25 protein-coding genes are annotated in these 26,436 nt (G+C 68.0%); 12 read left to right on the top strand and 13 right to left on the bottom strand.

Features of this window, described 5'->3' with window-relative positions; all coding sequences use genetic code 11:
* Window positions 1-37: 37 nt before the first annotated feature.
* Window positions 38-316: an HPr family phosphocarrier protein gene (locus tag IW252_RS05735; RefSeq protein ID WP_196835684.1), complete on the top strand. Its 279-nt coding sequence runs from the start codon at window positions 38-40 to the stop codon at window positions 314-316.
* 75 nt (window positions 317-391) lie between these two features.
* On the opposite strand, the gene IW252_RS05740 is transcribed toward IW252_RS05735, so the two are convergent.
* Together IW252_RS05740 and IW252_RS05745 are read right to left on the bottom strand one after the other, a co-directional pair.
* On the bottom strand, window positions 392-724 hold the full coding sequence (locus IW252_RS05740; protein ID WP_196835685.1) for an AzlD domain-containing protein: 333 nt from the start codon (window positions 722-724) through the stop codon (window positions 392-394).
* Window positions 717-1,460: an AzlC family ABC transporter permease gene (locus IW252_RS05745; protein ID WP_331271458.1), complete on the bottom strand. Its 744-nt coding sequence runs from the start codon at window positions 1,458-1,460 to the stop codon at window positions 717-719. Before IW252_RS05745 ends, IW252_RS05740 begins: the two co-directional genes overlap by 8 nt.
* A 79-nt stretch (window positions 1,461-1,539) precedes the next feature.
* On the opposite strand from IW252_RS05745, the gene IW252_RS05750 reads away from it, so the two are divergent.
* The gene (locus tag IW252_RS05750; RefSeq protein ID WP_196835686.1) at window positions 1,540-2,016 is read left to right on the top strand and encodes an Lrp/AsnC family transcriptional regulator; all 477 of its coding nucleotides are present in this window, start codon (window positions 1,540-1,542) and stop codon (window positions 2,014-2,016) included.
* Window positions 2,017-2,100: 84 nt separating this feature from the next.
* Here the strand turns inward: IW252_RS05750 and IW252_RS05755 are convergent, their stop codons facing one another.
* Entirely contained in the window at window positions 2,101-5,703 is a 3,603-nt protein-coding gene (locus tag IW252_RS05755; RefSeq protein WP_196835687.1) for a proline dehydrogenase family protein, read from the bottom strand.
* Between the two features lie 95 nt (window positions 5,704-5,798).
* Here IW252_RS05755 and IW252_RS05760 point away from each other — a divergent pair, with 95 nt between their 5' ends.
* The 7 genes from IW252_RS05760 (at window position 5,799) to IW252_RS05790 (ending at window position 13,141) form a co-directional block, all read left to right on the top strand.
* Window positions 5,799-6,734 carry a LysR substrate-binding domain-containing protein gene (locus IW252_RS05760; protein WP_196835688.1) on the top strand — a complete coding sequence of 312 codons (936 nt, stop codon included), beginning with the start codon at window positions 5,799-5,801 and terminating at the stop codon, window positions 6,732-6,734.
* 80 nt (window positions 6,735-6,814) lie between these two features.
* Complete coding sequence (gene putP / locus IW252_RS05765) at window positions 6,815-8,308, top strand: sodium/proline symporter PutP (RefSeq protein WP_196835689.1); 1,494 nt, start codon at window positions 6,815-6,817, stop codon at window positions 8,306-8,308.
* A 207-nt stretch (window positions 8,309-8,515) separates the two neighbouring features.
* Window positions 8,516-8,770, top strand: a complete 255-nt coding sequence (locus IW252_RS05770; RefSeq protein ID WP_196835690.1) for a hypothetical protein — start codon at window positions 8,516-8,518, stop codon at window positions 8,768-8,770.
* A 125-nt stretch (window positions 8,771-8,895) separates the two neighbouring features.
* Complete coding sequence (locus IW252_RS05775; RefSeq protein ID WP_196835691.1) at window positions 8,896-9,159, top strand: GlsB/YeaQ/YmgE family stress response membrane protein; 264 nt, start codon at window positions 8,896-8,898, stop codon at window positions 9,157-9,159.
* A 50-nt stretch (window positions 9,160-9,209) separates the two neighbouring features.
* Window positions 9,210-10,928: a DUF1731 domain-containing protein gene (locus tag IW252_RS05780; RefSeq protein ID WP_231365923.1), complete on the top strand. Its 1,719-nt coding sequence runs from the start codon at window positions 9,210-9,212 to the stop codon at window positions 10,926-10,928.
* A 212-nt stretch (window positions 10,929-11,140) separates the two neighbouring features.
* A complete protein-coding gene (locus tag IW252_RS05785) occupies window positions 11,141-12,220 on the top strand; it encodes a fatty acid desaturase family protein (RefSeq protein WP_196835692.1) in 1,080 nt (359 codons plus the stop codon).
* Between the two features lie 57 nt (window positions 12,221-12,277).
* Entirely contained in the window at window positions 12,278-13,141 is an 864-nt protein-coding gene (locus IW252_RS05790) for a Cof-type HAD-IIB family hydrolase (protein ID WP_196835693.1), read from the top strand.
* Window positions 13,142-13,201: 60 nt separating this feature from the next.
* Here IW252_RS05790 and fdhA read toward each other — a convergent pair whose 3' ends face one another.
* From fdhA to IW252_RS05830, 8 genes are all read right to left on the bottom strand, one after another.
* Window positions 13,202-14,419, bottom strand: a complete 1,218-nt coding sequence (fdhA, locus tag IW252_RS05795; RefSeq protein ID WP_196835694.1) for a formaldehyde dehydrogenase, glutathione-independent — start codon at window positions 14,417-14,419, stop codon at window positions 13,202-13,204.
* A 148-nt stretch (window positions 14,420-14,567) separates the two neighbouring features.
* Window positions 14,568-16,151 carry a molybdopterin-dependent oxidoreductase gene (locus IW252_RS05800; protein ID WP_196835695.1) on the bottom strand — a complete coding sequence of 528 codons (1,584 nt, stop codon included), beginning with the start codon at window positions 16,149-16,151 and terminating at the stop codon, window positions 14,568-14,570.
* A gap of 45 nt (window positions 16,152-16,196) precedes the next feature.
* Complete coding sequence (locus IW252_RS05805; protein WP_196835696.1) at window positions 16,197-17,069, bottom strand: anti-sigma factor; 873 nt, start codon at window positions 17,067-17,069, stop codon at window positions 16,197-16,199.
* Window positions 17,069-17,647 (bottom strand): ECF RNA polymerase sigma factor SigK, encoded by a 579-nt coding sequence (sigK, locus tag IW252_RS05810; RefSeq protein WP_196835697.1) that lies wholly within the window; start codon window positions 17,645-17,647, stop codon window positions 17,069-17,071. Before sigK ends, IW252_RS05805 begins: the two co-directional genes overlap by 1 nt.
* 169 nt (window positions 17,648-17,816) lie before the next feature.
* A complete protein-coding gene (locus IW252_RS05815) occupies window positions 17,817-18,503 on the bottom strand; it encodes a fasciclin domain-containing protein (RefSeq protein WP_196835698.1) in 687 nt (228 codons plus the stop codon).
* Window positions 18,504-18,556: 53 nt separating this feature from the next.
* Entirely contained in the window at window positions 18,557-19,012 is a 456-nt protein-coding gene (locus IW252_RS05820; protein WP_196835699.1) for a DUF4383 domain-containing protein, read from the bottom strand.
* 209 nt (window positions 19,013-19,221) lie between these two features.
* A complete protein-coding gene (locus IW252_RS05825) occupies window positions 19,222-20,157 on the bottom strand; it encodes a DMT family transporter (protein ID WP_196835700.1) in 936 nt (311 codons plus the stop codon).
* The gene (locus IW252_RS05830) at window positions 20,154-20,714 is read right to left on the bottom strand and encodes a TetR/AcrR family transcriptional regulator (protein WP_196835701.1); all 561 of its coding nucleotides are present in this window, start codon (window positions 20,712-20,714) and stop codon (window positions 20,154-20,156) included. Before IW252_RS05830 ends, IW252_RS05825 begins: the two co-directional genes overlap by 4 nt.
* Before the next feature lie 129 nt (window positions 20,715-20,843).
* On the opposite strand from IW252_RS05830, the gene IW252_RS05835 reads away from it, so the two are divergent.
* Window positions 20,844-21,866, top strand: a complete 1,023-nt coding sequence (locus tag IW252_RS05835; protein WP_196835702.1) for an LLM class flavin-dependent oxidoreductase — start codon at window positions 20,844-20,846, stop codon at window positions 21,864-21,866.
* Between the two features lie 96 nt (window positions 21,867-21,962).
* The gene (locus tag IW252_RS05840; RefSeq protein ID WP_196835703.1) at window positions 21,963-22,547 is read left to right on the top strand and encodes a P-loop NTPase family protein; all 585 of its coding nucleotides are present in this window, start codon (window positions 21,963-21,965) and stop codon (window positions 22,545-22,547) included.
* A gap of 326 nt (window positions 22,548-22,873) precedes the next feature.
* Here IW252_RS05840 and IW252_RS05845 read toward each other — a convergent pair whose 3' ends face one another.
* Complete coding sequence (locus IW252_RS05845) at window positions 22,874-24,445, bottom strand: GMC family oxidoreductase (protein ID WP_196835704.1); 1,572 nt, start codon at window positions 24,443-24,445, stop codon at window positions 22,874-22,876.
* Between the two features lie 192 nt (window positions 24,446-24,637).
* On the opposite strand from IW252_RS05845, the gene IW252_RS05850 reads away from it, so the two are divergent.
* Window positions 24,638-25,120, top strand: coding sequence for a hypothetical protein (locus IW252_RS05850; RefSeq protein ID WP_196835705.1), 483 nt, complete (start codon window positions 24,638-24,640; stop codon window positions 25,118-25,120).
* A gap of 7 nt (window positions 25,121-25,127) precedes the next feature.
* Here IW252_RS05850 and IW252_RS05855 read toward each other — a convergent pair whose 3' ends face one another.
* A complete protein-coding gene (locus IW252_RS05855) occupies window positions 25,128-26,393 on the bottom strand; it encodes an MFS transporter (protein WP_196837134.1) in 1,266 nt (421 codons plus the stop codon).
* Window positions 26,394-26,436 lie beyond the last annotated feature (43 nt).

A 26,436-nucleotide genomic window follows, 5' to 3' on the forward strand; every position in this document is an offset into this window, starting at 1 on the left:
CCCCCTCAGAACCAACCGCACACCCAAGGAGAACGTCATGGCAGAACGTACCGCCACCATCGCCAGCCGCGTGGGCCTGCACGCCCGCCCCGCCTCGATCTTCGCCGAGGCGGCCGCCGAACAGCCCGTCGAGGTCACGATCGCCCTCGAGGGCGAGGCCCCGGAGGAGGCGCTGGACGCCTCCAGCATCCTGTCCCTCATGGGCCTCGGCGCCGAGCACGGCACCACCGTGGTCCTGCGTGCCGAGGGTGAGGGCGCCGACGCGGCTCTGGAGACTCTGGTGAAGATCCTCGAGACGGATCACGACGCCGAGTAGAACACCCCCGCCAGCCCCTGGACCGGCCCAGTCGCCGAGCCGGGGGCTGGCGCGTTTAAGCGCTCGCGGCCCCGCTCATGTGGTGTTCGCGAGCACCACGAACACTACGGTGCCGGCGCTAACGCTCAGCAGCGTTCGCCGGCCCGAGGCGAGGTGAACCACCGCGGTGACGGCCGCAGCACAGGCGGCCTGCCACCAGAGGTGATCCTCCGCCTCGCCCGCAGCCGCCTCGAGGAGCGTACTGGCGGCGAGGATCGCCAGAATCCCAGCGGGTAGCCACAGGCCCAAGGCCTGGACGAGGCGCGAGCGTCGCAGGGGCTTGAGCATCGCAAAGGGCACGGCGCGCAGCGCGAAGGTGATGACGAAGACGGTGGCGAGCACCGCGATGAAGTACCCATGATCAGCCACGGAACCACCGGACCAGAGCAAACCTGAACACCAAGGACCCGGTAAACAACAACAGCGCCACGACCAGGGCAGAATCCGGCGTCAGCAGCACCGCGATCGCAAAGCTTGCGGCCGCGAGAACCAGCGTCACCCCGTGCCGCGCCGACCTGCAGGCGTCGAGGGTCAGCGTGATGAACAGCGCGCACAGGGCGAACCCCAGCCCCCTGATGGTGCCAGGAATGAAGTGGGCCAGGAAGACGCCCAGCAGCCCTCCGCCCACCCAGTAGGTGTGGAACGCAACTTGCATGGCCAGCAGCCGGCGCCCGGTCCAGTCAGCCTGCCGGGTGGCCGTGACAGCGTAGGCTTCGTCGATCAGCGCGTAGACCGAGTACAGACGGCCCACCCTGCTGCGGACGACGTACAGGGGAAAGGTGAACGCATAGAAGACATGCCGGAAGTTCACCAGCACGGCCGTGACGGCGATTGTCGCGAGCGGGGCGGCAGCGGCCAGCAACCCCACCACGATGAGTTCGAGCGATCCGGCAAAGGCGGCAAGGGAGAGCCCCGGGGCCAGCCACCATGGCAGGCCCGCTTGGACCACCAAGATCCCAAAGGCGACGCCGATGGGGACCATGCCGAGGCCCGCCGCGAAGGACGCCCGAATGCCCTCGCGGATCTCGCCGCGCGGACGCGAGTGGTCCGCGGAGGCCGGCGGCAGGTGGGCCGCCGGCAGTAGTTCACGTTGATCGTTTCTCACCACTCAAATATTTCGCAATCTCCCGGGCACGCGATAGCAAAGATTGCACTCAAGAAAGCAGGAGGCGCAATATTTGATCATGGATCAAACGGATCAAGCCATTATCAAGGCCCTCCAAGAAAATGGGCGGCTTTCCAACGTCGACCTCGCCGAGCGGGTGCATCTCACGCCCGGCCCCTGCCTGCGGCGGGTCCACCGGTTGGAGGCGGACGGCGTCATCGCCGGATATCAGGCGCACATCAATCCGGCCGCGGTGGGCCAGGCTTTTGAAGTCCTCGTGGATGTGGACCTGACCAACTCCACGCAGATTGTGGACCGTTTTGAGTCGATGATGCTGGCCCGCCCGGAAGTCTTGGAGCTGCACCGCATGTTCGGCTCGCCCGACTACTCCGTCCGCGTCGCCGTCGCGGACCTCGACGAGTTCGAGACCTTCCTGACCTCCACGATCATGGACACCGAGGGCATCCAGCGCGTTAATTCACGCTTCCCCATGAAAGTCCTCAAATCACTCCGGCCGCGGGCGGTGCCGCTCGGGCAGCGCGGCTCGGCCCGCTGAATCGGCCGGGCACACAACAAAGCGCCCCGGACCAGAGTCGGTCCGGGGCGCGGTGTTGTTCTCGTTCTACCTAACCACGGCAGCTCAGGCGGTCACCTGGATGACGTCGTCGCTCAGGTGGTCCGGCGTTCCGAAGCGGTGCGCCGTGATGGACACGGCCTGCTCGTGCACGAACGGCAGCATCTCCACGCGCCCGGCGGACGTCACCGGCTGCGAGTAGATCGCCACGATCGGCGCGCCCTCCGCGGCCTCATAGGCCGCCGTCGTCGCGGCCTCGAGGTCCTCGGCGATGAGCCGGATGCGGCTGGAGGCGTGCGGGCCTTCGGCCGCGCCGAGCTGAGCCAAGCGCAGCTCCCAGTCCTCGTTGTTCTCCTCGACCACCCGCACGCCGGCGTTCTGCAGCGTGGTGAGCACGTCGTCGGAGACGTCCTCCACGGACACGGTCACGCGCCCGCCCGGGGCGGTGTGCCCGTGGCCCTGCCACACGGTCAGGCCCGCGCCGACCACGCGGAACAGCTCCGCGACGCGGCGCTCGTTGGGCTCCCCGCCGAGGCGGATGGTCACCGGGACGGGGCGGTAGCGGAACAGGTTCCGCTCGGCCTGCAGGCCGGACGGGTCCCGGGTGGCGCCGAACTCGCGCTCATACTGCACGACGTCGTCGGCCAGCGCCGCGGCCAACCACCGGCTGTGCTCCTCGCCGAGGAGGCCACGCGCGGCGTCCAGCAGCGCGGCCGGGGCGCCCGCCACGGCGGCGCCCATGGACTCGAGCGGCTGATCCGTCCAGTTACCGAGGCCCACCAGGTAGTTCGGTCCGCCGGCCTTGGTCGTCGCGCCCACGGCGGACTTCTTCCACCCGCCGAAGGCTTGGCGCTGCACGATGGCGCCCGTGATGCCCCGATTGACGTACAGGTTGCCGGCGTCCACGTGCTCGATCCAGTACTCGAGCTCGGCCGGATCCTGGGAGTGCAACCCGGAGGTCAGGCCGTAGTCGGTGGCGTTGACGTATTCAACGGCCTCCTCGAGGGTCTCCGCGGTCATCACACCCAAGATGGGGCCGAAGTACTCCGTGAGGTGGTACTCGCTGCCCGGCTGCACGCCGATGCGCAATCCGGGGGTCCACAGCTTGCCGGAATCGTCCAACTGCTTCGGCTGGAAAATCCAGCGCTCGCCCTCGCCCAGCTGCGTGAGCCCGCGCAGCAGCTTGCCCTGCGCCGGCTCGATGATGGGCCCCATCTGGGTGTTCGGGTCCGAGGGGTAGCCCACCTTCATGGATTGGATGGCGTCCAGCAGCTGGTCGCGGAAGCGCCGGCTCTGGCCGATCGTGCCCACCAGCACCACGAGGGAGGCGGCCGAGCACTTCTGCCCGGCATGGCCGAACGCGGAGTACGCCACGTCCTTGGCCGCGAGGTCGAGGTCCGCACTCGGGGTGACGATGATGGCGTTCTTGCCGCTGGTCTCCGCGAGCAGCGGCAGATCCTTGCGGAAGGAACGGAACAGCTCAGCCGTTTCATACCCGCCCGTGAGGATCAACCGATCCACGGCGGGGTGGCTCACCAGCTGGGTGCCGAGCTCGCGCTCGGAGAGCTGAACCAGCTGCAGCACGTCGCGACCAATCCCGGCCTCGTCGAGCGCCTCCCACACGGCGTGGACCATGACGGACCCGGTGCGGGCGGCCTGCTTGGCCGGCTTGATGATGACGGACGCGCCGGAGGCCAGCGCGGAGAGCACGCCGCCGCACGGGATGGCCAGCGGGAAGTTCCACGGCGGGGTCACCACGATGAGCTTGCTCGGGTGGTACTCGGCGCCCTCCACCGTGTCCAGCTCACGCGCCAGATGCCCGTAGTAGTGGGCGAAGTCGATGGCCTCGGAGACCTCCGGGTCCCCCTGATCGAGGGTCTTGCCGCATTCGCTGGCCATGACTTCCAGGAACTCGGCGCGGTGGTTCGCCAGCTTCACGCCCACGCGGTCCATGACCTTGGCGCGCTCGGCCCCGGAGAGCGCCGCCCACTGCTCGGCGGCGGACAGGGCCGTTTGCACGGTCTGCTCCACCTGCTCGGCCGAATCCAGCGTGTGCTCGCGGATCAGGTCGTCACCGAGCTGGGAGTCCGGCACCCGCGCCAAGATCTCCTTGCCCCACTCGCGGTTGCCCGGCAGGTCCGGGTCCGTGTCCGGCGTGTTGCGGAAGCCGGCCTCGAAACGCGCGGCCGCGGCGTCGTCGTACGTTTCAAGCTCCGTGGAGCGGTCCTGGACGCGGTGCGGCGGCGGAACGGCGCCGTTGGCGAACCGCTCCGAATCGAGCTCGTCGAGGGAGGCGAGGAAGCGGTCCTTTTCCCGCTGGAAGAGGTGCTCGTGCTTGTCCAGCTCGAACACCGCGGACATGAAGTTTTCCTCGCTGGCGCCCTCTTCGAGGCGGCGAATGAGGTACGCGATGGCGACGTCGAACTCGTTCGGGTGCACCACCGGTGTGTAGAGCAGCAGGGAGCCCACCTCGCGCTTGACGGCCTCGGCCTGTCCCGTGGCCATGCCGAGGAGCATCTCGAACTCGAGCTCCGGGATGCTGCCGGGGCGGCGCGGCGCGGACTCAACCCCGCGGACCTCGGCGAGCAGGTGCGCCAGCGCGATGTCGAACAGGTTGTGCCCGGCCACGCCGAGGCGCACGTTCTTCACCCGTTCCGGCGTCAGCGCGTAGTCCAGCACCGCCTTGTAGCTGGTGTCAGAATCCTGCTTGGAGCCCCAGGTGGCCACCGGCCACTCGTGCAGGTCCGCGTCCATGGTTTCCATGGGCAGGTTGGCGCCCTTAACGAGGCGCACCTTGATGGGGGCGCCGCCGGAGGCCACGCGCTCGGCGGCCCAGTCCTGCAGGCGGATCATCGCGCCGAGGGCGTCCGGGAGGTAGGCCTGCAGCACAATGCCTGCGGGGACGTTCTTGAACTCCTCACGGTCCAGCAACCGGCCAAACACAGCCATGGTGAGCTCGAGATCCTTGTATTCCTCCATGTCCAAGTTGATGAACTTCTGCGGGGAGTAGGAGGCGGCCTGCCGGTACAGCGGAGCGAGCTTCTCGACGATGTGCTCGACGGCGTCGTCGAACGCCCAGTGGTTGTGCGGGGCCACCGTGGAGGAGACCTTGATGGAGACGTAGTCGACGTCGTCGCGCGCCAGCAGCTTGGCGGTGCCGGCGACGCGGCGCTCCGCCTCACGCTCGCCCAGGATCGCCTCGCCGAGGAGGTTGATGTTCAGGTGCGTGTTCTCGCGGGTGATCTTGCGGATGGAGGGCCCCAACTTGCGGTCCGTCGCATCCACGATGAGATGCGAGACCATCTGACGAAGCACCTTTTGCGCAATCGGTACGACGACGTCAGGCAGCACGGGCGCGAGTTTGCCGCCCAGTTGCATGGCTGACTTCATATACCACGGCAGGAAGCTGGGCACCATGGGCGCCAGTTCCGCCAGTTTGCGTGCGGCCACGGAGTTGTCCTCCGGGCGCACGACGCCGTCAACGAACCCGACCGTGAAGGCCAGACCGTTCGGGTCCTTGAGAACGCCCGCCAGCCGCTGCGCGGCCGGATCTGCGGGCACTTCCGCGGCTTCGCTCAGCCAGCGGCGGACGAGGGCGATGGCGTCATCGGCCAGGTCCCGCGGGCGCACCTGCTGTGCGCCCGCCTCAGGAGTGGAGTGCAATGTCATGCAGATGATTATGGGCGAGAGTAACGCGCCGCAAAAACGAAGAATTCCGACGAGTACAGTTAAGGAAAACCGAACGATGCGAACGGGGGATATTCGTGCTCGATATTCGGCGGCTCAGGCTGCTTCGCGAACTCAGTATTCGGGGCACCATCGTGGAGGTTGCGGCGGAGCTGAACTACTCCCCGTCGAGCGTCTCGCAGCAGTTGTCAGCGCTGGAAAAAGAGGCCGGAGTGGAACTGTTGCGCCGCGCCGGACGCCAGGTCCAGCTCACCCCGCAGGCGCAGGTTTTGGTGGCCCACGCCGAGGAGTTGCTGGCCTCGCTGGAGCGGACCGAAGCCGCCCTTGCTGCGAGTCAAACGGAGATCACCGGAACCGTCAAGGTTGCCGTGTTCCAAACGGCCGCTCTGGCCCTGATGCCCAACACGCTCCGCCGCCTGCGCGAGGAGCACCCAGACGTGCGCGTGCAGATGTACCAGCACGAGCCGGAAACGGCCCTGCGGGAGACGTGGGTGCGGGAGTTCGATTTGGTCGTTGCGGAGCAGTATCCCGGGCATTCCGCACCACATTTTCCCGGCCTGGACCGGCAGCCCCTGCTACGGGATGCCATCCGGCTGGCGGTGCCCCATCACCCGGACACCCCGGAGGGTTTTTTCCGGGTGGACAAGCTGGAGGATGCGGCCCCGCTGCCGTGGGTCATGGAGCCGGCCGGATCGGCCCTGCGGCACTGGGCCACGCAGGTGTGCCGACTGGCCGGATTCGAGCCCGACGTGCGCTATGAAACGGCGGACCTGCAGGCGCACGTCCAACTGGTGGAATCGGGCAACGCCGTCGCCCTCTTGCCGGACCTGATTTGGACCCAGCGCGAGCCCGGCGCGCGCATGATCGAGCTGCCCGAATGGCCCCGCCGGGAGGTCTTCACAGCGATCCGTGATTCGACGGCGTCGAACCCGGCGGTGGCGGCCGTCCGGGCCGCGCTGGAGGAGGAAGCGACACTCCTCGCCGCCGAGGCGGACATCATCTCAAACATGTAACGGTTTTATCACGATGTGATACAGGCTACGCGGCAGGGTGTCATACTCAGAAGCTGTTCATTCCGCCAACTGAGGACATAATGACTGATACAACGTTCCAGACCATTGCGATCATCGTGTATTTCGCCGCGATGATCGCAATCGGTGTGTATGCCTATCGGCAGACGTCCAACCTTGACGACTACATGTTGGGCGGACGCCGTCTGAAGCCGGGAACTGCCGCACTTTCCGCTGGCGCGTCCGACATGTCCGGCTGGCTCCTCATGGGCCTGCCGGGTGCTATCTACGCTGGAGGCCTCGTGGAGGCGTGGATTGCTGTCGGCCTGACCATCGGCGCGTGGCTGAACTGGAAGTTCGTCGCGCCGCGTCTGCGTTCCTACACCGAGATTTCCAACAACTCCATTACGGTCCCCTCCTTCTTGGAGAACCGCTTCCGTGACAAGTCCCGCCTGCTGCGCATCATTGCCGGCGCCATCGTGCTGGTCTTCTTCACGTTCTACGTTTCCTCCGGCATGGTCGCCGGCGGCACCTTCTTCGAGGCCTCCTTCGGTCTGCCCTACATCTGGGGCATGCTGCTGGTCGCCGTGGTGACGCTGAGCTACACCCTGTTCGGCGGCTTCTTGGGCGCTACGCTGACCGACGTCGCGCAGGGCCTGCTGATGCTGATCTCCCTCATCCTAGTGCCGATCATTGCCTTCTTCATGATGGGCGGCGACGGCCTGGCCGCAGGCATCGAGGCGGCCAACGCGGAGGCCGGCGTCAACCGCTTCTCCATGGTCGGCGGCATCACGGCCATCGGCATCATCTCCTCGCTGGCGTGGGGCCTCGGCTACTTCGGCCAGCCGCACATCATCGTGCGCTTCATGGCCCTGCGCTCCGCCAAGGATGCCAAGGTGGGCCGCCGCATCGGCATCAGCTGGATGATCCTGACCGCGCTGGGCGCCGTCTCCGTGGCCTTCATCGGCCTGGCCTACTTCACCAACCAGGGCACCCCGCTGGATAACCCGGAGACGGTCTTCCTGGACATGTCCCAGATCGTGTTCCACCCGCTGATCGCCGGCTTCGTGCTGGCCGCCGTCTTGGCCGCCATCATGTCCACGATCTCCTCGCAGCTGGTGGTCTCCTCCTCCGCCCTTGTGGAGGACCTGTTCCTCATGACGGGCAAGGAGCTGACCCCGAAGCAGCAGATCATCTACGGCCGCCTCGGCGTGCTGATCATCGCCCTGATCGCGGGCCTCATTGCCCTCGACACGGAGAGCAACATCCTGGACCTGGTCGGCTTCGCCTGGGCGGGCTTCGGCGCCGCCTTCGGCCCGATCATCCTGCTGGCCCTGTTCTGGAACAAGCTGACCGCCACGGGCGCCCTCGCCGGCATGATCGTCGGCGCTGTGGTCTCCTTCGTGTGGGGCAGCTACCTCGAGGGCGGCATCTTCGATCTCTACGAGATCGTGCCGGGCTTCATTCTGGCCACCTTGGTTGCGGTGATCGTTTCCTCGATCTCCCCGCAGAAGAACAAGGAGATCTTCCAGGAGTTCGAGACCATGACCAGCGAGATGGAGCAGATCAAGAACTAACGTTCCGCTCCACTGGCGCCACCGCGGCGCCGAGCAATCTCCTCAGCGGCGGGCCGCTCGTGATGCGAATCACGGGCGGCCCGCCGTCGTCTTACCCGCCCCTCACCGGGCGGAAACGGACCCGAAACACAGTGCCGGTTATCTGGGATGACACGGTCCTCGCCGCGCGAGCGGCCACTCCGCCCCGTCCCACACCAGGAGCACATCATGAACGAATCGGCTATCCGGATCAGCGACGTCACCACCCTCGTCCTCGGGGACCTCGTCGAGGTACGCCGCTTCGGCGAGGTTCTCTACGCGGGCCACATCGAGGCGATCGCCCAATCCATGGGCGTCGCCTGGGTGCGCGATCACGTCACCGGCGCCCGCGCCATGCTGCACGGCACGGTTTTCGACGTGTTCATGCTCCGCCGCGGCGCCGGCGTGGCACAGCCCTCGGCGGCTAGGCTCGCGGCCGCCTAAGGAACGCGGCGCAAGCGTGAACTCAATTTCTTTGCACCATATCTGCCCAGATCAGCCATGATTCGCTACGCTCACCCCTAGGAGTCCTGACAACCCGTCGGGGCCGAACAGAAAAGAGGTACATCATGGGCTTCTTGAGTTGGATTCTGATTGGTCTGATCGCGGGCGCCATCGCCAAGGCGATCCTTCCGGGCAAGCAAGGCGGCGGCTGGATCGCCACCCTGCTCCTCGGGATCGTCGGCGCTCTGCTCGGCGGCTGGATTGGTAGCGCCCTCTTCGGCGCGTCCACCAATGATGGCTTCTTCGACCTCGCCACGTGGATCTGGGCCATCATCGGTTCGCTGATCGTGCTCGTGATTTGGGGCTTCATTAGCAAGAAGCGCGCCTAGACGGCGTCATAGCGCTGCGGACCCCACGCCGCTAACGCTACTGTGGCGTTATGGCGTGGATCCGAACCCAAGAGCACTTCCTGGCGCTACCGGCCTCGTCCGTCTGGGCGATCGTCGGCAACCCGGCCAGGCTGCCCGAATGGAACCCGGCGGTCGCTTCACTGCGGCCGTCGGGTTCCCTCGCGTCGAACGGCGCGCAACCGGCCGCGGAGTCCGCTGACGAGGCCATCTCCCGGGGCACCCGCCTCGCCTACATTCCCAACCCGCCACTCATCGGCGCGGTCCACACACGCACGGCGCCGGACGCCGTCGTCACCGAACTGACGCCGCCGCGGCCGGACTCAACACCTCGACATAGGGCACCACGGGATCAAAGACAGCACGACGGCGGCGCGGCCACTTCCAGCGCAGGCAGCATGGCGTGGCGCCAGCAGCAGCCTGGCGGCGGCTTGTTGGCCCGTTGGGAAGTCATCCCGCACACGGTGCGCACACGGACGAACGACGGCGAACCCACCGACCTGCCGGGAACACTGCTGCGGCAGCGCATCTCGGTGGACGGCGCCCTCTCCCCCCTGTTCGCGGAGCTGGCCGCCAGACCGCTGGCCTCCCACTTCGCCGAAAACTGCGCGCGGCTTTACGCGCTGATCACTGCCGAGCACACGGGTAGCGCCACGCCCGCCGAGGCCGCCGAGTCCGCGAACCCGTCTGGGGCGACCCCGAAGCGCGGACGGCGCAGCAAGCGTGCGGCCGCGGCGCCGTCGTCCTCTGCTGCACACTCCCCGCCAGTAACTCCCGCCGCAACAGAATCCACATCAGCCGCCTGCACCAGCCTGAAGGTGGTGATCCCGGGCGGCACCGGCTTCCTGGGGCGGCACCTGGCCGCGGACCTGATGACCCGCGGACATGACGTGGTGCTGCTGACGCGCAACCCGAACCCGGCGCTTCCGTTCCGACAGGCGGTGTGGGACGGGCGGACGGTGGCCGAGTGGGCCGGTGAACTAGAAGCGGCGTCCGGGCAGCGCGTCGCCGTCGTCAACCTGGCCGGCAAGCTGGTGGACGTGCGGCCCACCCCGCTCAACGTTGAGGCGCTGCGGGATTCCCGCGTGGACTCCACGCGGGCGCTCGTTGAGGCGAGCCAGCAGCTGCCGCGCCCGGTCGAGGCGTGGGTGCAGTCCAGCACCACCGCGATTTTCTCCGACGCGGGAGACGCCCGATTGACCGAGGATTCCCCGCTGCCCACCACCGCGGGTGCGCTGCCGCAGATGACCGGCGTCGCGGAGCCGTGGGAACGGGCGGCGGCTGGCGCGAACACTGAGCGGCTGCATGTGCTGCGCACGTCGATTGTGTTGGAGCAGGAATGCCCCGCGTATGACCGGCTGGCCGGGCTCGCGCGCAGGGGCCTCGGCGGGCGCGTGGGGTCCGGCCAGCAGTGGTTCTCCTGGATCCACTTGGCCGACTGGCTGGCGATCGTCCGCGGCATGCTGGGTCTCGAGGAGACGGTGGTGCCCTCCGGCATCGTTCACGCGGCCGCCCCGGAGCCGGTCCGCAATGACGAGCTGATGCGGACGCTGCGCGCCGCCCTGGCCCCCGTGAAGTCGGTGGCCGTGAGCACGCCGGCGCCGCTGTTGCGCCTCGGCGCAGTAGTCCTGCGGACCGATCCGGAGCTGGCCCTCACGGGGCGGCACGTCACTTCCCGGGTGCTCGACGACGCCGGGTTCGCCTTCCAGCACCGGGATCTGGCCTCGGCCCTGCGGGCGATCGTCAGCTGACCCGCCGGCTCGCGCGTGTCCCGGATTACCAGCGGACTGACAGCCCATTCTGGGCGAAATGCTCTGTGCAGCGGCTGTTTCCTACCGTAGAGTAGAAGGACCTTGGCCTTTCAGCCGCGCTTTATGTCTACCGGCGCGGCGGGCCGTTACATTCAAGATCGTCTGCGTCGGATGCGCCTTCGGTTTTCTCACCACCAAGGACGCAGTACCGCATGACGAATACCGCCGTCTCCGACGGCCCCGCACCCAAGCAACGGACCCGTACCCGCGCCACGAGCGATTACTCGCAGCTGCTCAAGCAGGTGCGCAACGCCGGTCTCCTGAACAAGACCCGCGGCTTCTACCTCTGGCTGCTCGGCGGCCTCTTCACGGCGCTGGTCGCCTGCGGCGTGACGTCCGTGCTGATCGGGCATTCCTGGTTCCAGTTGCTGGTCGCCGCCGGAGTCGGCATCCTCCTGACCCAGATCGCGTTCGTCGGTCACGAGGCCGCGCACCGGCAGGTGTTCAACAGCCACAAGACCAACGAGTGGGTGGGATTGGTCCTGTCCAATCTCTTTGTGGGCCTGTCCTTCTCCTGGTGGAACAACAAGCACAACCGGCACCACGCCAACCCGAACACCATCGGTTCGGACCCGGACATTGAGGACCCCGTCGTCGCGTTTACCCCGGCTGCGATGGCCGAGCGCCGCGGCGTCCTGAAGTGGATCGCGGAGCGCCAAGGCTACCTGTTCTTCCCGCTGCTGTTGCTGGAGGGCCTGAACCTGCACCGCGACGCCCTGCAGACTGTGTTCGGCCGCGGCAGCGTCAAGCGCCGCCCGCTGGAAATCGTCACGCTCGCCGTGCGCCTGCTCATCGTTCCGGCCCTGCTGTTCGTGTTCCTGCCGCCGGGCATCGCCGCGGCCGCGTGGGGCGTGCAGCTGGCGGTGTTCGGCGTGTACATGGGTGCCTCGTTCGCCCCGAACCACAAGGGCATGCCGATGCTGACGGAGAAGGGCACCCTGAACTTCCTTAAGCGCCAGGTCCTCACCTCGCGTAATATCCGCGGCAGCTGGTTTAACACCTCCCTTATGGGCGGCCTGAACTACCAGATCGAGCACCACCTCTTCCCGTCGATGCCGCGCCCGCACCTGGCGAAGACGCAGCGCATCGTCTCGGCGTTCTGCGCTGAGAAGGGCATTTCCTACACGGAGGTCTCCCTCGGCGAGTCCTACCGGCAGGTCATCGCCTACCTGAATCGGGTGGGCCTCTCGGCACGCGACCCGTTCGAGTGCCCCATGCAGTCGCTGCGCTGACGCGCCGTCGGCACCGTCCGCGAGGGCGCCGTTTGCCATAAGGGTCATAATGGGTGGGTGACTACCCCAACCGCACCGACGCCCACCGCCCGTTTCGAGTCCACGCCAGAGTTTGGCCTGCTCCTCGACGTGGACGGGCCCATCGCGTCCCCGGTGACCCGGACTGTCGCTATCGAATCGATCGGTCGGGACCTGACCGCGATGGCCAACGCCGGCGTGCCCGTCATCTTCAACACCGGCCGCTCGGACGCCTTCATCGCGGAGCAGGTAGTGCCCGTCCTGCGCGCCTCCGGCCTACTGCCGGGCGCCCCCGTGTTCACGATCGCGGAGAAGGGCGCCGTCTGGGCCGCCGTGACCCCGGGCGGGCTCGGCGAGATCAAGGTGGACCGGGAGCTGACGCTCCCCCGCGGGCTGTCCGACGACGTCCGCGCCTTGGTCGCGGAGCGGTTTAGCGCGCTGATGTTTTTCGATGAGACGAAGCGGGCCATGGTCTCCGTGGAGATGACGGTGGGCGCCGACGCGGACGAGTACCGGGCGGCGCAGCGGGATTTTGACGCGGCCATCCCGGAGCTCCTCGCCGCGCACGGCCTGGATCAGGTGCGCATTGACCCCACCATTATCTCCACCGACATCGAGCACGAGCGGCTCGGCAAGGATCTGGGAGCCGCCCGGACCATCGACCTGCTGGCGGAACGCGGCATCGAGGCCCGCGGCTGGTTCACCATGGGCGATTCCCGCACGGACTACGCGATGGCGGATTGGCTGCACGAGCGCGGCCTCAACGTGGCCCACGTGGACGTGCGCCCGGCGGACGGCATCCCGGAGTCTGCTTACGAGGTCCTGACCTCCGCCACGGAAGCCATCCACGACGAGGCGGGGGCCGAGTTCCTCGCCCAGTGGGCCACCCGCATCCGCGCCTAGCCGCGCGCCGCGGCCGGCGAGTGTTCACCACACCCGTCGGCCACGAGCAAGCGCTCCGCCCTAGGCGCCGAGGAATCCATGAGGGTCGAGAACGTACTTCGTCGCGGCCCCGGCGTCGAACTCCGCGTACCCGCGCGGGGCGTCGTCGAGCGTGATGGCCTTGGCGTTGACGGCCTTAGAGATGGGCGCCTTGTCATGCAAGATCGCCATCATGAGCTGCCGGTTGTACTTCATGACCGGGCACTGGCCGGTGGTGAAGGACAGCGACTTGGCCCAGCCCGTGCCGAGCGAGAGGGACAGGGCGCCCTTCTGCGCGGCTTCGTCGATACCGCCCGGGTCGCCCGTGACATACAGCCCCGGAATGCCGAGCGCGCCGCCGGCTGCGGTGATCTCCATGAGGGAGTTCAGGACAGTCGCCGGGGCCTCGTGGGAGGCGTCGTCGCCGTGGCCTCGCGCCTCGAAACCCACGGCGTCGATACCGCAATCGACCTCCGGAACGCCCAGAATCTGCTCAATCTGATCCTTGGGGTCTCCCTTGGACACGTCCACCGTCTCGCATCCGAAGGAGCGGGCCTGGGCCAGACGGCCCTCGTTCATATCGCCGACAATCACGACGGCGGCACCCAGCAGCTGGGCCCCCATGGCCGCCGCCAACCCCACGGGGCCAGCGCCGGCGACGTACACGGTGGAGCCGACCTCGACGCCGGCAGTGACCGCACCGTGAAAGCCGGTCGGGAAGATGTCGGAGAGCATGGTCAAGTCCATGATCTTCTCGAGCGCTTGGTCCCGGTCCGGGAACTTCAGGGCGTTCCAATCTGCATACGGCACCAAGACGTACTCAGCCTGGCCGCCGACCCATCCGCCCATGTCGACGTAGCCGTAGGCGCTGCCGGGGCGATCCGGATTCACGTTAAGGCAAATCCCGGTCTTGCGTTCCTTGCAGTTGCGGCAACGGCCGCAGGAAATGTTGAACGGAACGGAGACGATGTCCCCGACCTTCAGGAACTCCACGTCTCGGCCGACCTCAACCACCTCTCCGGTGATCTCATGGCCAAGAATCAGTCCCTCGGGGGCAGTAGTACGGCCGCGGACCATGTGCTGGTCCGAACCGCAAATATTGGTGGCGACTGTGCGGAGGATGACTCCGTGTGGAACCTTTCGGCCCACATTGGCGGGGTTCACCCCCGGCCCATCCTTGAGCTCGAAGGTCGGGTAGTCGGTGTCGATGACCTCGACGACACCCGGCTCCTTGTAGGCAACAGCTTTGTTTCCTGACATGGGCATTCCTTTCGATATCCCTGCTGAGTCACCCTCAGGCTATGCCCACATGACGCACATCACAATGGAGGATCGAGCGCACTTTCTGCCCAGTGCTGTCCGGAATTAGTGGCCAAATGTGTTTCGTGGCGGCAGCTCTCCCCGCCGGTTAGTCCTCCGTCACCGTAAAGTCGATCCGGTGCCACCCGGAGGCGCCGTTAGGCACCGGGTCCGCGCGGTCGGAGGTCTGGACGTTGCCGTCGCCGTCAGTGGCGCGCACGGTCACGGCGTGCCGGCCCGGCGTCGCGTCGGACCACGTGAAGGACCACTGCCGCCACAGGTCGATGCCGCCGTCGGCCGCCAAGTCCGCCTGCTGCCACGGGCCGTCGTCGAGCTTGACCTCCACAGCGGAGATCCCGCGCTGCTGGGCCCAAGCGGTGCCGCCGATCATGACCTCCCCGGCCGGGACGGACGCGAACGAGCGCGGCACGTCCACCCGGGAAGCGAGCTTGATGGGCCCCTTCTCCGACCACCCGCGGTCCGTCCAGTACGCTCGGTCATCCGCATAGCGGGTCACCTTCAGCTCGGAGAGCCACTTGGTGGCGGAGACGTACCCATAGAGCCCCGGGACCACCATGCGGACGGGGAACCCGTGCTCCGCGGGCAGCGGCTCGCCGTTCATGCCCACCGCGATCAGGGAGTTGCGGTCATCGGTCAGCGCCTCGATCGGCGTGCCGGCGGTGAAGCCGTCCACGCTGCGGGAAAGCACCATGTCCGCGGAGGGATCGACGCCGGCGCGTTCCAGCAACCGGCGCACCGGCAGGCCCAGCCACCGGGCATTGCCCGCCAGATCGCCGCCCACGGGGTTGGACACGCACGTCAGGGTCACGTCCGCCTCCACCAGGTCCTCGGCCAGCAGGTCGTCAAAGCTCAGGTCCAGTTCCTGATCCACCAGCCCGTACACCCGCAGCCGCCACGTGGAGGGGTCGACGCGCGGGACGGAGAGCGCGGTATCGATCCGGTAGAAATTGGCGTTGTCCGTGACGAACTTCGGCATGCCCGGCACCGGGCTGGAGACGCCGTCGGGCAGGGCGGGGGCCGGGGTGGCCGGGGCGGGCAGGCGGATGGCCTTGCGGATCGTGTCCACGCCGCCGCGGATGCCCGAGGCCGCGCGGCCGCCGATCAGCAGTGCCGCCCCCAACACGGCACTGCCAGCGGCGCCCAGCATGAAGCGGCGCCGATCGGTGGACGCGGCCGGGGCGCCGGCGTCGTCGTTCCCGTCCGTGGCGCGGGCCTCGGCCGGAGCGTCGGCCGCAGCGCGGGCCCACGTGGTCAACCAGCCCAGCACCAGCACGCCGGCGAGGGTGCCAGCCAGGGTGGGGACGGCGTCGAACAGCGTGGTGGCCGCACGGGAGATGACGACGGCGCTGGCGCCGAGTCCCAGCACCGCCACGGCGAGCTGCGCGGCCGTCCGGTGCTTTTTCGCCAGCAGGCCGAGGCCCGCGGCGAGGAGGAGGACGACGAGGAACATGGTCGCGAAGAGCGCGATCTTGTCATAGACGCCGAAGAGGGCGATGGCCGCGTCCTTCACCCACGGGGGGATGATGTCGATGAACGCGCCACCGATGGAGACCAGCGGGGCCGAGGGCGCCGCGAAGAAGTTGGAGAGTGCCTGGGCGAGCCCGAGGAGTATCAGTGCTGCGGCGATGCCAGCGAGCATGAACCGCCATCCGGAGCGGAAGAACTGTGCCATGTCAGTGACCCTTTCGTGAAGTACGTGGGCCGGCACCGGTGCGGACTAGAGTTCGCTGAGCACGATCGGATCGGTGGTGGGTTGTTCTGATCCGGTAGCGGGCTCGACCGTAATGCCGATGTGGGTAACGCCCTCCATGGACCCCTCGAGCATCTTGGGCTCGCGCCCGGCGGCCTGGGCTGCGCTGAGCATGCCCGCCGGCGCCGCGCCCTCGTCGGAAATGAGCCAAAGCTCGTAGGCGCGATCCTCGGGGAGTTCGGGTAGGGCTGACGCGCTGAGGATCATCTTGCCCTCGGCGGCGGAGTAGCTCAGGTGAACTTCTCCACCCTCCGCGGAGGGAAGATTGGCGATCTTGGCGTCTGATGCGGTCAAAATTTGGCCGGCCATCTCCTGATAGTGGAGGGACTCGGCGAGTTGGGCTTGGGTGGAGTCCAGCTCGTTCTGCTGGACCATGACAACACCGGTGAGGACGCCGGTGGAGAGCAACAGGACGGTGGCTGCTGCGGACAGCAGACGCATGGTGTGCTGCTTGCGCCGGTAGTCGGCGAGGGACACCACCTCGGCCTCAGCCTCCTCCTCCGCCACCGTTTCCGGTGCCGGGACGGGCTGGGCCGGGCTGGTGGACTCCGCCGCCGGGGAGGCGGCGACGCCGGGCGCTGCCGGGGCGGACTCGGCGGCCTCCTGCGGGGGGAGCTGCCGGGTCTGCCGAATGGCGACCATGATGTTCTGCTTGGCCCGCGGCGGTGGGGCCTGTTCCCCAGCGGCAACCGCCAGGTGCGCCGCGGTCTCCGACAGGCTGCGCGCTTCCTCGGCGGCCTCCGGGTTCTCACCCAGGTAGGCCTCCAGCTCGGCGCGTTCGGTTTCCTCGAGGGCGTTCAGCGCCCACGCACCGGTCATCGAATGCTTGTGGTCACTCATCACGCCACCCCCAACCTGTCTCTCAAAATGATCATTCCGTCACGAATACGTGTTTTCACTGTCCCCATGGGAACTTGCAGCAGTTTCGCCACTTCCTGATGGGTGTAACCCCCGAAGTAGGCCAACCTGATCGCGTCCCGCTGCATCTGGGTCAGCGTCTCGAGCGCCTTCAGGACCCGTTCCATATCCGCCTTCAGCACCGCAATGTCTGCGACGTCATCGGTGGATTCCTGGAACTCCTTGATCCCCTGGGTCAGGTCCCGCTCGGTACTGGCCTGAGCGGCCCGGACCCGGTCCACGGCCCGCCGGTGAGCCACCGTGCAGATCCACGATCTGGCGGAGCCCCGCTGGGCGTCGTAGCGTGTGGCGTGCTGCCACACCTCAACGAAGACTTCTTGGAGGACTTCTTCGCTGAGCCCGGGATCCCGGACCACTCGCTTGATGAGGCCGAAGACCAGCCCCGCGGACTCGTCGTAGAGCGCTTCGAAAGCGTCCTCATCGCCGAGGGCCACGCGGGCCAACAGTGCGTCGAGGGAGGCGCGCTCGGGCGTGGTCCGCTCTGTACCTGGAAGTTTCATCACTCCCATAGTTCCATACACGGCGCCCATGCCTCTCACTTCCTTAGCTATCTCCCGTGTCGATCCCGGCGAGGATTCGCGGGTGGCCACCCAGCGGGTCCGCGGGGTCCGACGCCAGGGGCTCCGTACGCTACTGCGCCGGAGCCCCCGTTGCCGTGTGGCCGGCGAATTACATATCGTCCGAGGCCGGCATCAGGACCTCATCCACCAGGTACACGGTGGCGTTGGCCGTCTGGACACCGCCGCAGATGACGTTGGCGCCGTTGACCGTCAGCTCATCGCCCTCGCCGGCAACCTCAACGGTGCCGCCCTGGACGGTGGTCTGCTCGCCGGCGATCTCATCCGGGGTGATCTGGCCGGGGACGACGTGGTAGGTCAGCACGTTGGTCAGCATGTCGGCGTCGCTCACCACAGCGTTCAGGTCCTCTTCGGGGATGGCGGCGAAGGCGTCATCGACCGGGGCGAAGACCGTGAACTCGTCGCTGTTCAGCGTGTCCACCAGGTTGACGTCCGGGTTCAGCTCACCGGAGACGGCGGAGGTCAGCGTGGTCAGCAGCGGGTTGTTGGACGCTGCCACGGCCACGGGATCCTGGGCCATGCCCTCAACCGAGCCGGCCCCGTCCGGGACCTCCTCAGCGTAGGCGGAGCAGCCCGGGCCGACCAGGTTGGCGGCCGGATCCATCATCTCCGACTCTTCGCTCTCCTCCGTCATGGGAGCCTCCGAGCTCATCGGGGCCTCGGACGTCGCCGAGGACTCCATGGGCTCCTCCTCCATGCTGCCGCTGGAGCAGGCCGAGAGGGCGAAGGCTGCGGTGGCGAGGACGCCGAAAACGGGAAGCATCTTGTTCTTGTACATGGTGTTCTCCTATTCAGTGAGGTGAAACGTGGGTACTACTGGTTGGTCTGTGGTTAAGCCGTGGCCGTGTGGGCTGGGCTGCGGCGGCCCAGGATGAGGCCGAGGGCGATCATCCCGATACCGAGGCCGAAGTGCAGGATGTTGTCTGCACCGTTGACCGGTACGAAGTTGGCGGGGCTACCGTGGGGAACCAAGACGCCGTAGACGCCGAGGACCAGGTAGATCACGCCGCCCCATACCAGGTAGCGGACGGCCATCTTGCCGCTGCGGCCCGCCATGAGGCCGACGACGCCGAACAACAGGTGCACGGCGTTGTGCAGGATGGAAACTTGGAAGAGGCCCAAGAGCATGGCCTCCGAATGGTGAGAGGCGAAAGACAGGTCGCCGACGTTCGTGGTGATGCCGGGGACGAAGCCTAGGATGCCCACCAAGAGGAAGACTGCGCCGACCGTACGGGCCGCCAAGGCAACCGCCGGACGTTGCGTCCTCTGAGCTGCGGAAGTAGTCATCTCTCGCTCCTTGTGTTGTGTTGTCACCGCCGTTGCGCGGTCACATCAACAATTCGGAGCGGTGGGGAATCCGGATTGGAGAAATCTCAAAAAAGTTTGCTGCCCGCCCCGGGCCAGGCCCCTTCGGAGGGTCAAGATCCGCGCCATTGCAGGGAAGTAGCCGCGTTGGTGGGGCGCAAAAGTTTTTGGAATCCGGCGAGAAATCCGGCTCAGCGGGCGCCGATGGGCGCCTCCGACGGCGTCGGCACGTCCGCGGCGGACCGCCCGGAGGAGAGTCCGACGACGAGGATCGAGGCGCAGATTGCGGCCAGGCCCGCCCAACCCAGCGCCGGGAGGCGCTCTCCGACGACGGCGACGGCCAGCACCGCGGCCACGGCCGGCTCGGCGAGGGTGAGGGTGGTGGCGGTGCTCGGGGCGATCCGGGTTAGGCCAAACCCGAAGAGGACGTAGCCGAGGAACATGGGCACCAACGCCATATAGGCGCCGACGGCGAAGGCTTGGGGCGTGGCGAGCAGCGGGGCGCCCGTGAGCACCAGCACGGGCAACAGGGCGGCTCCCCCGAGGCCGAAGATGGAGCCCATCGCAGCGGCCCGGCCGATGCCCTGCCCCATGAGGCGGTGCGCGCCCCAGGAGTAGAGCGCGTAGGTCACCCCGGCGACGAGGCCGAGTCCCACGCCGGCCGCGGTAGCGCCGAGCTCCTCCGGCGCCTGGCCCAGCTTGGCCGCGCAGAGGACCGCGGCGCCGGCGATGCCGAGGACCGCGGCGGCCTGCCACGCGGGGCCGAGCCGGCGTCGTTCGAGAATCCGTTCGAGCAGGCCGGAGGCGATGGGGGCCGAGCCCAGCGAGACCACGGTCCCGATGGCGACTCCGGCCAGGTGCATGGAGCTATAGAAGGCCAAGGGATAGATGGCCACGCCGAGGGCCCCGGCGATCACCACCGGCCGCGCCGCGGCCAAGCGGGCGCGCTCGCGCCGCAGGGCGGGCAGGGCGATCAACCCCTGCAGGATCCCGCCCACGCCGAGGGCCGCGGCCCCCATGGCGAGGGGGCCGACGCCCGGGGCCAACGTGGCCGCGGTGCCCGTGGTGCCCCACAGCACGGCGGTGATGAGGACGGCGACGACGCCGGCGAGCGCGCCGTTCCTCACGGGCGCGCCAGCAGGCCGGCGGCGAGAGCGCGCGCGTGTTCCAGCCGGTCGGGGGAGGCTTCGAGGCCCGCCCGGGCAACAGCGCCCTCGAGCAGGAAGCTGAGGTGTTCGGCGAGCCCGGCGGCCCGATCCGGGCCGGCCAGGTCCGCCACGGCGTCGGCCAGGAGCTGCTCTACCTCTTCCTTGTGGGCGCGGACGGCGGCGCGCTCCGGCGACCCGGCGGGAAACTCGGCGGCCACGTTGAGCAGGCCGCACCCACGGAATGCACCCCCGGCGGTGGGGTGCGCGTGGTCTAGATAGGCGTCGAACACGGCGAGGGCGCGTTCCTGCGCGGTGTGGGCTTGAGCGGCCCGTGCCCGGTACAGGGCTAGCCACTCGGCGTGGCGGGCCTCGATGTAGGCGCTCACCAGCTCCGCCTTGGAGGAGAAGTTGTTGTAGAGGCTCTTCTTGGCCACCTGCGCCTCCGCGGTGAGGGTGTCGATCCCCGTGGCGTGCACGCCGTCGCGATAGAAGCGGTGCGCCGCCGCGCTGAGCAGCCGATCCCGCGCTGCACCCATGCTGGCCTCCTTGCTGCGCCCTGCCGTCGTCGTACCCCATCACCGTAGTAGGTAGATCTGTCTACCTACAAACGGATCACCCCGCCCGCCGGGAGGAATACCTGCCAGCGCGCCCCGGTTGAAGGGGGTGTGAAAAACATCGGATTCCTCTCCTTTGGCCACTGGACGGACCACCCGCAGTCGGGCACGCGCAGCGCCTCCGACGCGCTGCACCAGGCGATCGACCTGGCGGTGGCCGCGGAGGAGCTCGGCGCGGACGGCGCCTACTTCCGCGTCCACCACTTCGCCCAGCAGTACGCCTCCCCGTTCCCGCTGTTGGCCGCCATCGGCGCGCGCACCGAACGCATTGAGATCGGCACGGGCGTGATCGACATGCGCTACGAGAACCCGCTCTACATGGCCGAAGACGCGGGCGCGGCGGACCTCATCTCCCGCGGCCGCCTGCAGCTGGGCATCAGCCGCGGCTCGCCCGAACAGGTGATCGACGGCTGGCGGCACTTCGGCTTCGAGCCGGCCCCGGGGCAGACCGACGCGGACATGGGCCGCGCGCACACCGAGCGCCTGCTGGAGGTGCTCACCGGCGAGGGCTTCGCCGAGCCGAACCCCCGCCCCATGTTCCCGAATCCGCCGGGCCTACTCCGCGTGGAGCCGCACGCGCCCGGCCTGCGGGATCGCATTTGGTGGGGCTCCGGGTCGACGGCGACCGCGCAGTGGGCCGCGCGGCTCGGGATGAACCTGCAGTCCTCCACCCTGAAGGACGATGAGAACGGCAAGCCCTTCCACGTCCAGCAGGCCGAGCAGATCGAGGTGTACCGGCAGGCGTGGAAGGAGGCGGGCCACGAGCGCGAGCCGCGCGTCTCCGTCAGCCGCAGCATCTTCGCCCTAGTGGATGAGAGGGACTGGTCCTACTTCGGCCGGGACCGCTACAGCTCGGACCAGGTGGGCCATATCGACGAGAAGACGCGCGCGGTGTTCGGCCGCTCCTACGCGGGCGCCCCGGACGAGCTCGTGGCCAAGCTCGCCGAGGACGAGGCCATCGCCGCGGCGGACACGCTCCTACTCACCGTCCCCAACCAGCTGGGCGTGGACTACAACGCCCACGTCATCGAATCCATCCTCAAGTACGTGGCGCCGGAGCTCGGCTGGCGCTAACGCGCCCCGGCCGGGCGCTTCTCGTCGCTACCAAACCAGCACGGTGCGACGCCGTCGCGCACCGCCCGCCTGCCGACGGCTGGTAGCGTCTGGCTCGTGCTCAGTGCCCGCGATCCGCTTCCGTTTCGCCCGCAACGCGTCGTCGTCGCAGGCGTTTCCGGGGTGGGGAAGACGACGTTGGCTGGCCGGATCGCGCGCTGCCTCGACGTCCCGCACACCGAGATCGACGCCCTGTACCACGGCCCGGACTGGGTACCGCGAACCGAATTTCTGGACGACGTCCGCGCGCTGGTGGCGCAACCGGCCTGGGTGACGGAGTGGCAATACTCCACGGCGCGGCCCCTCCTCACCGAGCGAGCGGAGCTGATGGTGTGGCTGGACCTGCCCTTCGCCACGGTGACGCTCCCCCGCGTGATACGCCGGACGGTGCGACGACGGCTGCGGCGCGAGGAGCTGTGGAACGGGAATCATGAGGGCCCGCTCCACACCTTGTTCACGGACCGCGAGCACATCATCCGCTGGGCCATCTCAACCCGCACCAAGTACCGCACGCGAGTCCCTCAGGCCGACGCCGACCACCCGCACCTCACCGTGGTGCGCCTGCGCTCGCGCCGCGAGGTGGAACACTGGCTCACGGGACTTCGCGAGCCGAGCCGCGGAGCGAACCGTCAGCGTGGGTAGTCACGAACCGCTGCCGCGACCCATTGGGTCGTCACTCATTGCTGTTGCTCCGGGTTGGGTCGTCAAGAAATGCTCCGGAATCACCCATCTGGGACAACTTTTGACGACCCAACGTCAGCGAACCGCAGTTCTTCACGACCCAACGTCAGCGAACCGCAGTTCTTGACGACCCAACGCCGTTGGGCGTCCCCCGAGTAGACCGGTGGATTGAGCGCTCCCGAGACCGGCGACCGGCTGCGCGCAGGCACCGGGGCACCAGCGCGGGAGTCTCCCACGCCCGTGCCCCGGTGCCTAGCTGCCTGGTGCCTCTCTCACCTAGCCGCCGCTTAGGCGTGAGCGGCCTGCTCCTCCACGGCCACGGACTCCAGCCCCAGGTCCTCGAGGAGGAACCCGGCGCCCTTTTCTCCGATGAGGATGGACGGCGCGTTGGTGTTACCCGTGGTGATCTTGGGCATGATGGACGCGTCGATCACGCTGAGCCCCGCGATCCCCTTGAGGTTCAAGCGCGGGTCCACCACGGCGTCGTCGTCCGTGCCCATGCGGCACGTGCCTACCTGGTGGTGGTAGGTCACCACGTTGGCGCGGATGTACTCCTCCAGCTCGGCGTCACTCTGCACCTCCGGCCCCGGGTACACCTCCTGGGCGCCCCATCCCTCGGCGAGCGCCGGCTGCGCCATGATCTCGCGGCACTGCTTCAGGGAGAAGAGGAAGGAGTCCATGTCCTCCCGCTCGCTGAGGGCGCCGAGGTCGATGCTCACCGCGTCGTCCAGGCCCGGGCCGGACAGGCGGATTTCGCCGCGGCTCTTCGGGGACACGATCCCGGAGTGCAGCGTGAACGCGGTGCCCTCCACCGGCTCCATGCCCGGTGAATACATGGGCACGGCAAAGAAGATGGGTTGCGTGTCCGGGACCGGCTTCTCCGGGCTGGACTTGGCGAACAGGTGGGTCTGGGACACGGACACCCCGGGCACCGGGGCGGGCACGTCCCGCGTGGTGGTCTGGCCGATGACCGGCGCCAGGAGGTGATCGTGCAGGTTCTTGCCCACCTGCGGGGAGTTCAGGACGACGTCGACGCCGACCTCCTCGAGCTCGCTCGCCGGGCCGATGCCGGAGCGCAGCAGGATCTGCGGGCTGCCGAGGGCGCCCGCGGCGAGGACCACGTGATCCGCGCGCAGTTCGGTGAGCTGCGCGCCGGCGTCGTTGCCCACCCGGTAGCGCAAGCCCACCGCGGCGCCGTCCTCGACGATCACGGAGTGGACCTCCGCGCCGGTGACGATGGTCAGCCGGTCCCGGACCGGCTTGAGGTAGGCCTTCCACGTGTTGATGCGGATGCCGTCCTTGATGTTGACCTGTTCCTTAGAAACGCCCTCCTGGGACTCGCCGTTGTAGTCCGGGTTGAAGGGGATGCCTGCTTCGACGGCGGCGTCGACGATGGAGCTGTGGATCTCGTTGAGCTCGTAATCGTTGTCCACCGGGATCGGGCCGCCGGTGCCGTGCAGGTCAGAGGCGCCGCCGGAGAAGTCCTCCATGGCTTTGTAGACCGGCAGGACGTTGCTCCACGCCCAGTCCTGCCCGCAGGTTTCGGCCCAGCCGTCGAAGTCCTGCGGCGCGCAGCGCACCCAAATGGTGGCGTTCAGCGCGTGGGAGCCGCCCATGACCTTGCCGCGCGGCAGGTGCATCGGGTTATTGGCCGTACCGGCCATGGGGACCGTGTAGTAGTCCCAGTCGTCCGGGCTGTGCCACAGCTCGCCGAGGCGTCCGACGTCGTGAATCGCCGGGTTGGTGTCCTCACCGCCGGCCTCCAGCAACGTCACGTTCGCCCCGGCGTCCACCAAGCGGCGGGCTACCACTGAACCGGCGGATCCGGCCCCCACAACAATCACGTTCTTCGTGCTCATGACTCTCTCCTGTCGCCATTGGCTGGTTACCCGCCAGTTTTCCGTGACCGCACCGCTCCCCCTAGTGATCTAGAGCACACTTCTTAGCACGGAGTGCACGCCGGGTCCTGCGCCGAGCGCGGCGCGGCCCAGCCCCTCTAGTGACGCGCATCGCTTCGTGGAACACTGGATGCACCAATCGAGGGGGTTGAGATGTCGGCGTTGCTGACCAGCCGTTCCGCGGCACAACAGAAGATCGCGCTGCCCGGCGGGCAGATCCTAGACCGGATGCTGCGCCTGATCATGGCGGGCACCGGCGGCGGAATCATCTACGGCGTGGCCACGCGGGCCAGCGTCACCGGGTGCTCCACGGTGGCCCCGGCCGACGGGGAGGGCACGGGGCAGGCGTTGACCGACTGCGTCGCGGTGACCATGGAGCCCAGCGGGTGGGTCTACCTGTTGATGGCGCTCACGGCGATCGTCCTCGCCAGCCGCGCCCTCTATAACTCACCGAATGAGGCGACGGCGGCGGCCCTCTTGCGCACCGCGGGCCTCGTCGTCGGGCTCATCCCGGTGGCGGCTTGGCTCATTTCCCTCGCGATGTTCATGATGATCGATCCCACCGGCTCCGAGGCCGGGCAGCCGCCGTCGATCTTTGTGCCCTTCGCGGACATCGAGGTGGATCTGCAGGGCTAACTGCGCCCTAGACCAGCCCCATCAGCTTGCGGGTGCGCTTGCGCTCGATGATGAGCATGATGAGCCCCAGCAGCCAGAGCGGCATCATGGTGGCGAAGGCCCACCGGAAGGCGTCTAGCGTGTAGTCCTCCGGGCGGGAGGCCCCCATGAGGTCGAGGGCCATGCCGATGAACAGCACGGCCAGGAGTGCGGCGAGGAAGCCACCCACGTTGGTGATGCCGGTGGCGGTGGAGAGCCGGTTCTTGGGGTTGTGGGCTCGGGCTTGATCGAAGGCAATCATGGACGCCGGCCCGCCGATGCCCATGGAGACGGCCACGGCGAACATCAGCCACAGCGGCGCCTGCCCCGGCCACAGCAGCACCGCGCCCCACGCCACCATTTGGATGACGACGGCGGGAACCACCAGGGCGAACGTCCGCCGGGTGGGGATCCGGGCCGAGAGCAGCCCCAGCACGGGGCCGCTGATGATGCCCACCAGCACCAGCGTGGAGGACACGGCCTGCGCCTCGCCGGCGCTGAGCCCCTCGCCCTCCGTCATGAAGGGGAAGCCCCACAGCACCACAAACGCGGTGGCCGCGAACGGCGTCGAAAAGTGGGACCAGAAGGCTAAGCGCGTGCCCGGGTGCGCCCACGCGGCACGGATGCCCACGCGCGTATCCATGGCCGAGGTGACCACCTCAATGGCGCCGGTGTTGGTGTCCACGGACACGTCGGCGTCGTACTGCTGCGGATGGTTGCGCACCAGCAGGAGTGTGAGCACGGCGAACAGCACGCCGAGTCCCGCCACGGAGCCGAAGGCCAGCGTCCAGCTGGTGGCGTGCAGGAAGGCGGCGAGGGGGATGATGGCCACGATCTGGCCCAGCTGGCCGATAATGCCGGTGAGCTGGACCATCAGCGGGTTGCGCTGGGCGGGGAACCACGTGGCGATGAGGCGGAGCACTGAGGGGAAGACGGCGGCGTCGCCGGCGCCCACCAGCATGCGCGCGAAGACGGCGATGCCGAGGGTGGGGGCAAAGGCAATGGCCAGCTGGCCGAGGGCCATGAGCACCATGCCGATCACCATGATGGGGCGGGCGCCGAAGCGATCCAGCAGCAGGCCCACGGGGATCTGCATGGAGGCGTAGACCACCAGCTGCAGTACGGCGAGGAGGGAGAGCATGGAGGCGTCGGCGGCGAACCGCTCGGCCGCGTCCACCCCGACTGCGGAGAGCGAGGTGCGGTTGACGATCGCCAGCACGTAGCCGGCCACCGCCACGCACCAGATGGTCCACATGCGCCAGCCGGGCGCGCCAGTTACGGTGCTCACTTCCCGTGAC

The organism is Zhihengliuella flava (assembly GCF_015751895.1).
Classification (GTDB): Bacteria; Actinomycetota; Actinomycetes; order Actinomycetales; family Micrococcaceae; genus Zhihengliuella; species Zhihengliuella flava.

Excerpts from the sequence above, each read along its gene's own strand:
- IW252_RS05735 (WP_196835684.1), top strand. The coding sequence starts at position 38 with ATGGCAGAACGTACCGCCACCATCGCCAGCCGCGTGGGCCTGCACGCC.
- IW252_RS05750 (WP_196835686.1), top strand. The coding sequence starts at position 1,540 with ATGGATCAAACGGATCAAGCCATTATCAAGGCCCTCCAAGAAAATGGG.
- IW252_RS05755 (WP_196835687.1), bottom strand. The coding sequence starts at position 5,703 with ATGACATTGCACTCCACTCCTGAGGCGGGCGCACAGCAGGTGCGCCCG.
- putP (WP_196835689.1), top strand. The coding sequence starts at position 6,815 with ATGACTGATACAACGTTCCAGACCATTGCGATCATCGTGTATTTCGCC.
- IW252_RS05770 (WP_196835690.1), top strand. The coding sequence starts at position 8,516 with ATGAACGAATCGGCTATCCGGATCAGCGACGTCACCACCCTCGTCCTC.
- IW252_RS05775 (WP_196835691.1), top strand. The coding sequence starts at position 8,896 with ATGGGCTTCTTGAGTTGGATTCTGATTGGTCTGATCGCGGGCGCCATC.
- IW252_RS05780 (WP_231365923.1), top strand. The coding sequence starts at position 9,210 with ATGGCGTGGATCCGAACCCAAGAGCACTTCCTGGCGCTACCGGCCTCG.
- IW252_RS05785 (WP_196835692.1), top strand. The coding sequence starts at position 11,141 with ATGACGAATACCGCCGTCTCCGACGGCCCCGCACCCAAGCAACGGACC.
- fdhA (WP_196835694.1), bottom strand. The coding sequence starts at position 14,419 with ATGTCAGGAAACAAAGCTGTTGCCTACAAGGAGCCGGGTGTCGTCGAG.
- IW252_RS05800 (WP_196835695.1), bottom strand. The coding sequence starts at position 16,151 with ATGGCACAGTTCTTCCGCTCCGGATGGCGGTTCATGCTCGCTGGCATC.
- IW252_RS05805 (WP_196835696.1), bottom strand. The coding sequence starts at position 17,069 with ATGAGTGACCACAAGCATTCGATGACCGGTGCGTGGGCGCTGAACGCC.
- sigK (WP_196835697.1), bottom strand. The coding sequence starts at position 17,647 with ATGAAACTTCCAGGTACAGAGCGGACCACGCCCGAGCGCGCCTCCCTC.
- IW252_RS05815 (WP_196835698.1), bottom strand. The coding sequence starts at position 18,503 with ATGTACAAGAACAAGATGCTTCCCGTTTTCGGCGTCCTCGCCACCGCA.
- IW252_RS05820 (WP_196835699.1), bottom strand. The coding sequence starts at position 19,012 with ATGACTACTTCCGCAGCTCAGAGGACGCAACGTCCGGCGGTTGCCTTG.
- IW252_RS05830 (WP_196835701.1), bottom strand. The coding sequence starts at position 20,714 with ATGGGTGCAGCGCGGGATCGGCTGCTCAGCGCGGCGGCGCACCGCTTC.
- IW252_RS05845 (WP_196835704.1), bottom strand. The coding sequence starts at position 24,445 with ATGAGCACGAAGAACGTGATTGTTGTGGGGGCCGGATCCGCCGGTTCA.
- IW252_RS05850 (WP_196835705.1), top strand. The coding sequence starts at position 24,638 with ATGTCGGCGTTGCTGACCAGCCGTTCCGCGGCACAACAGAAGATCGCG.
- IW252_RS05855 (WP_196837134.1), bottom strand. The coding sequence starts at position 26,393 with ATGTGGACCATCTGGTGCGTGGCGGTGGCCGGCTACGTGCTGGCGATC.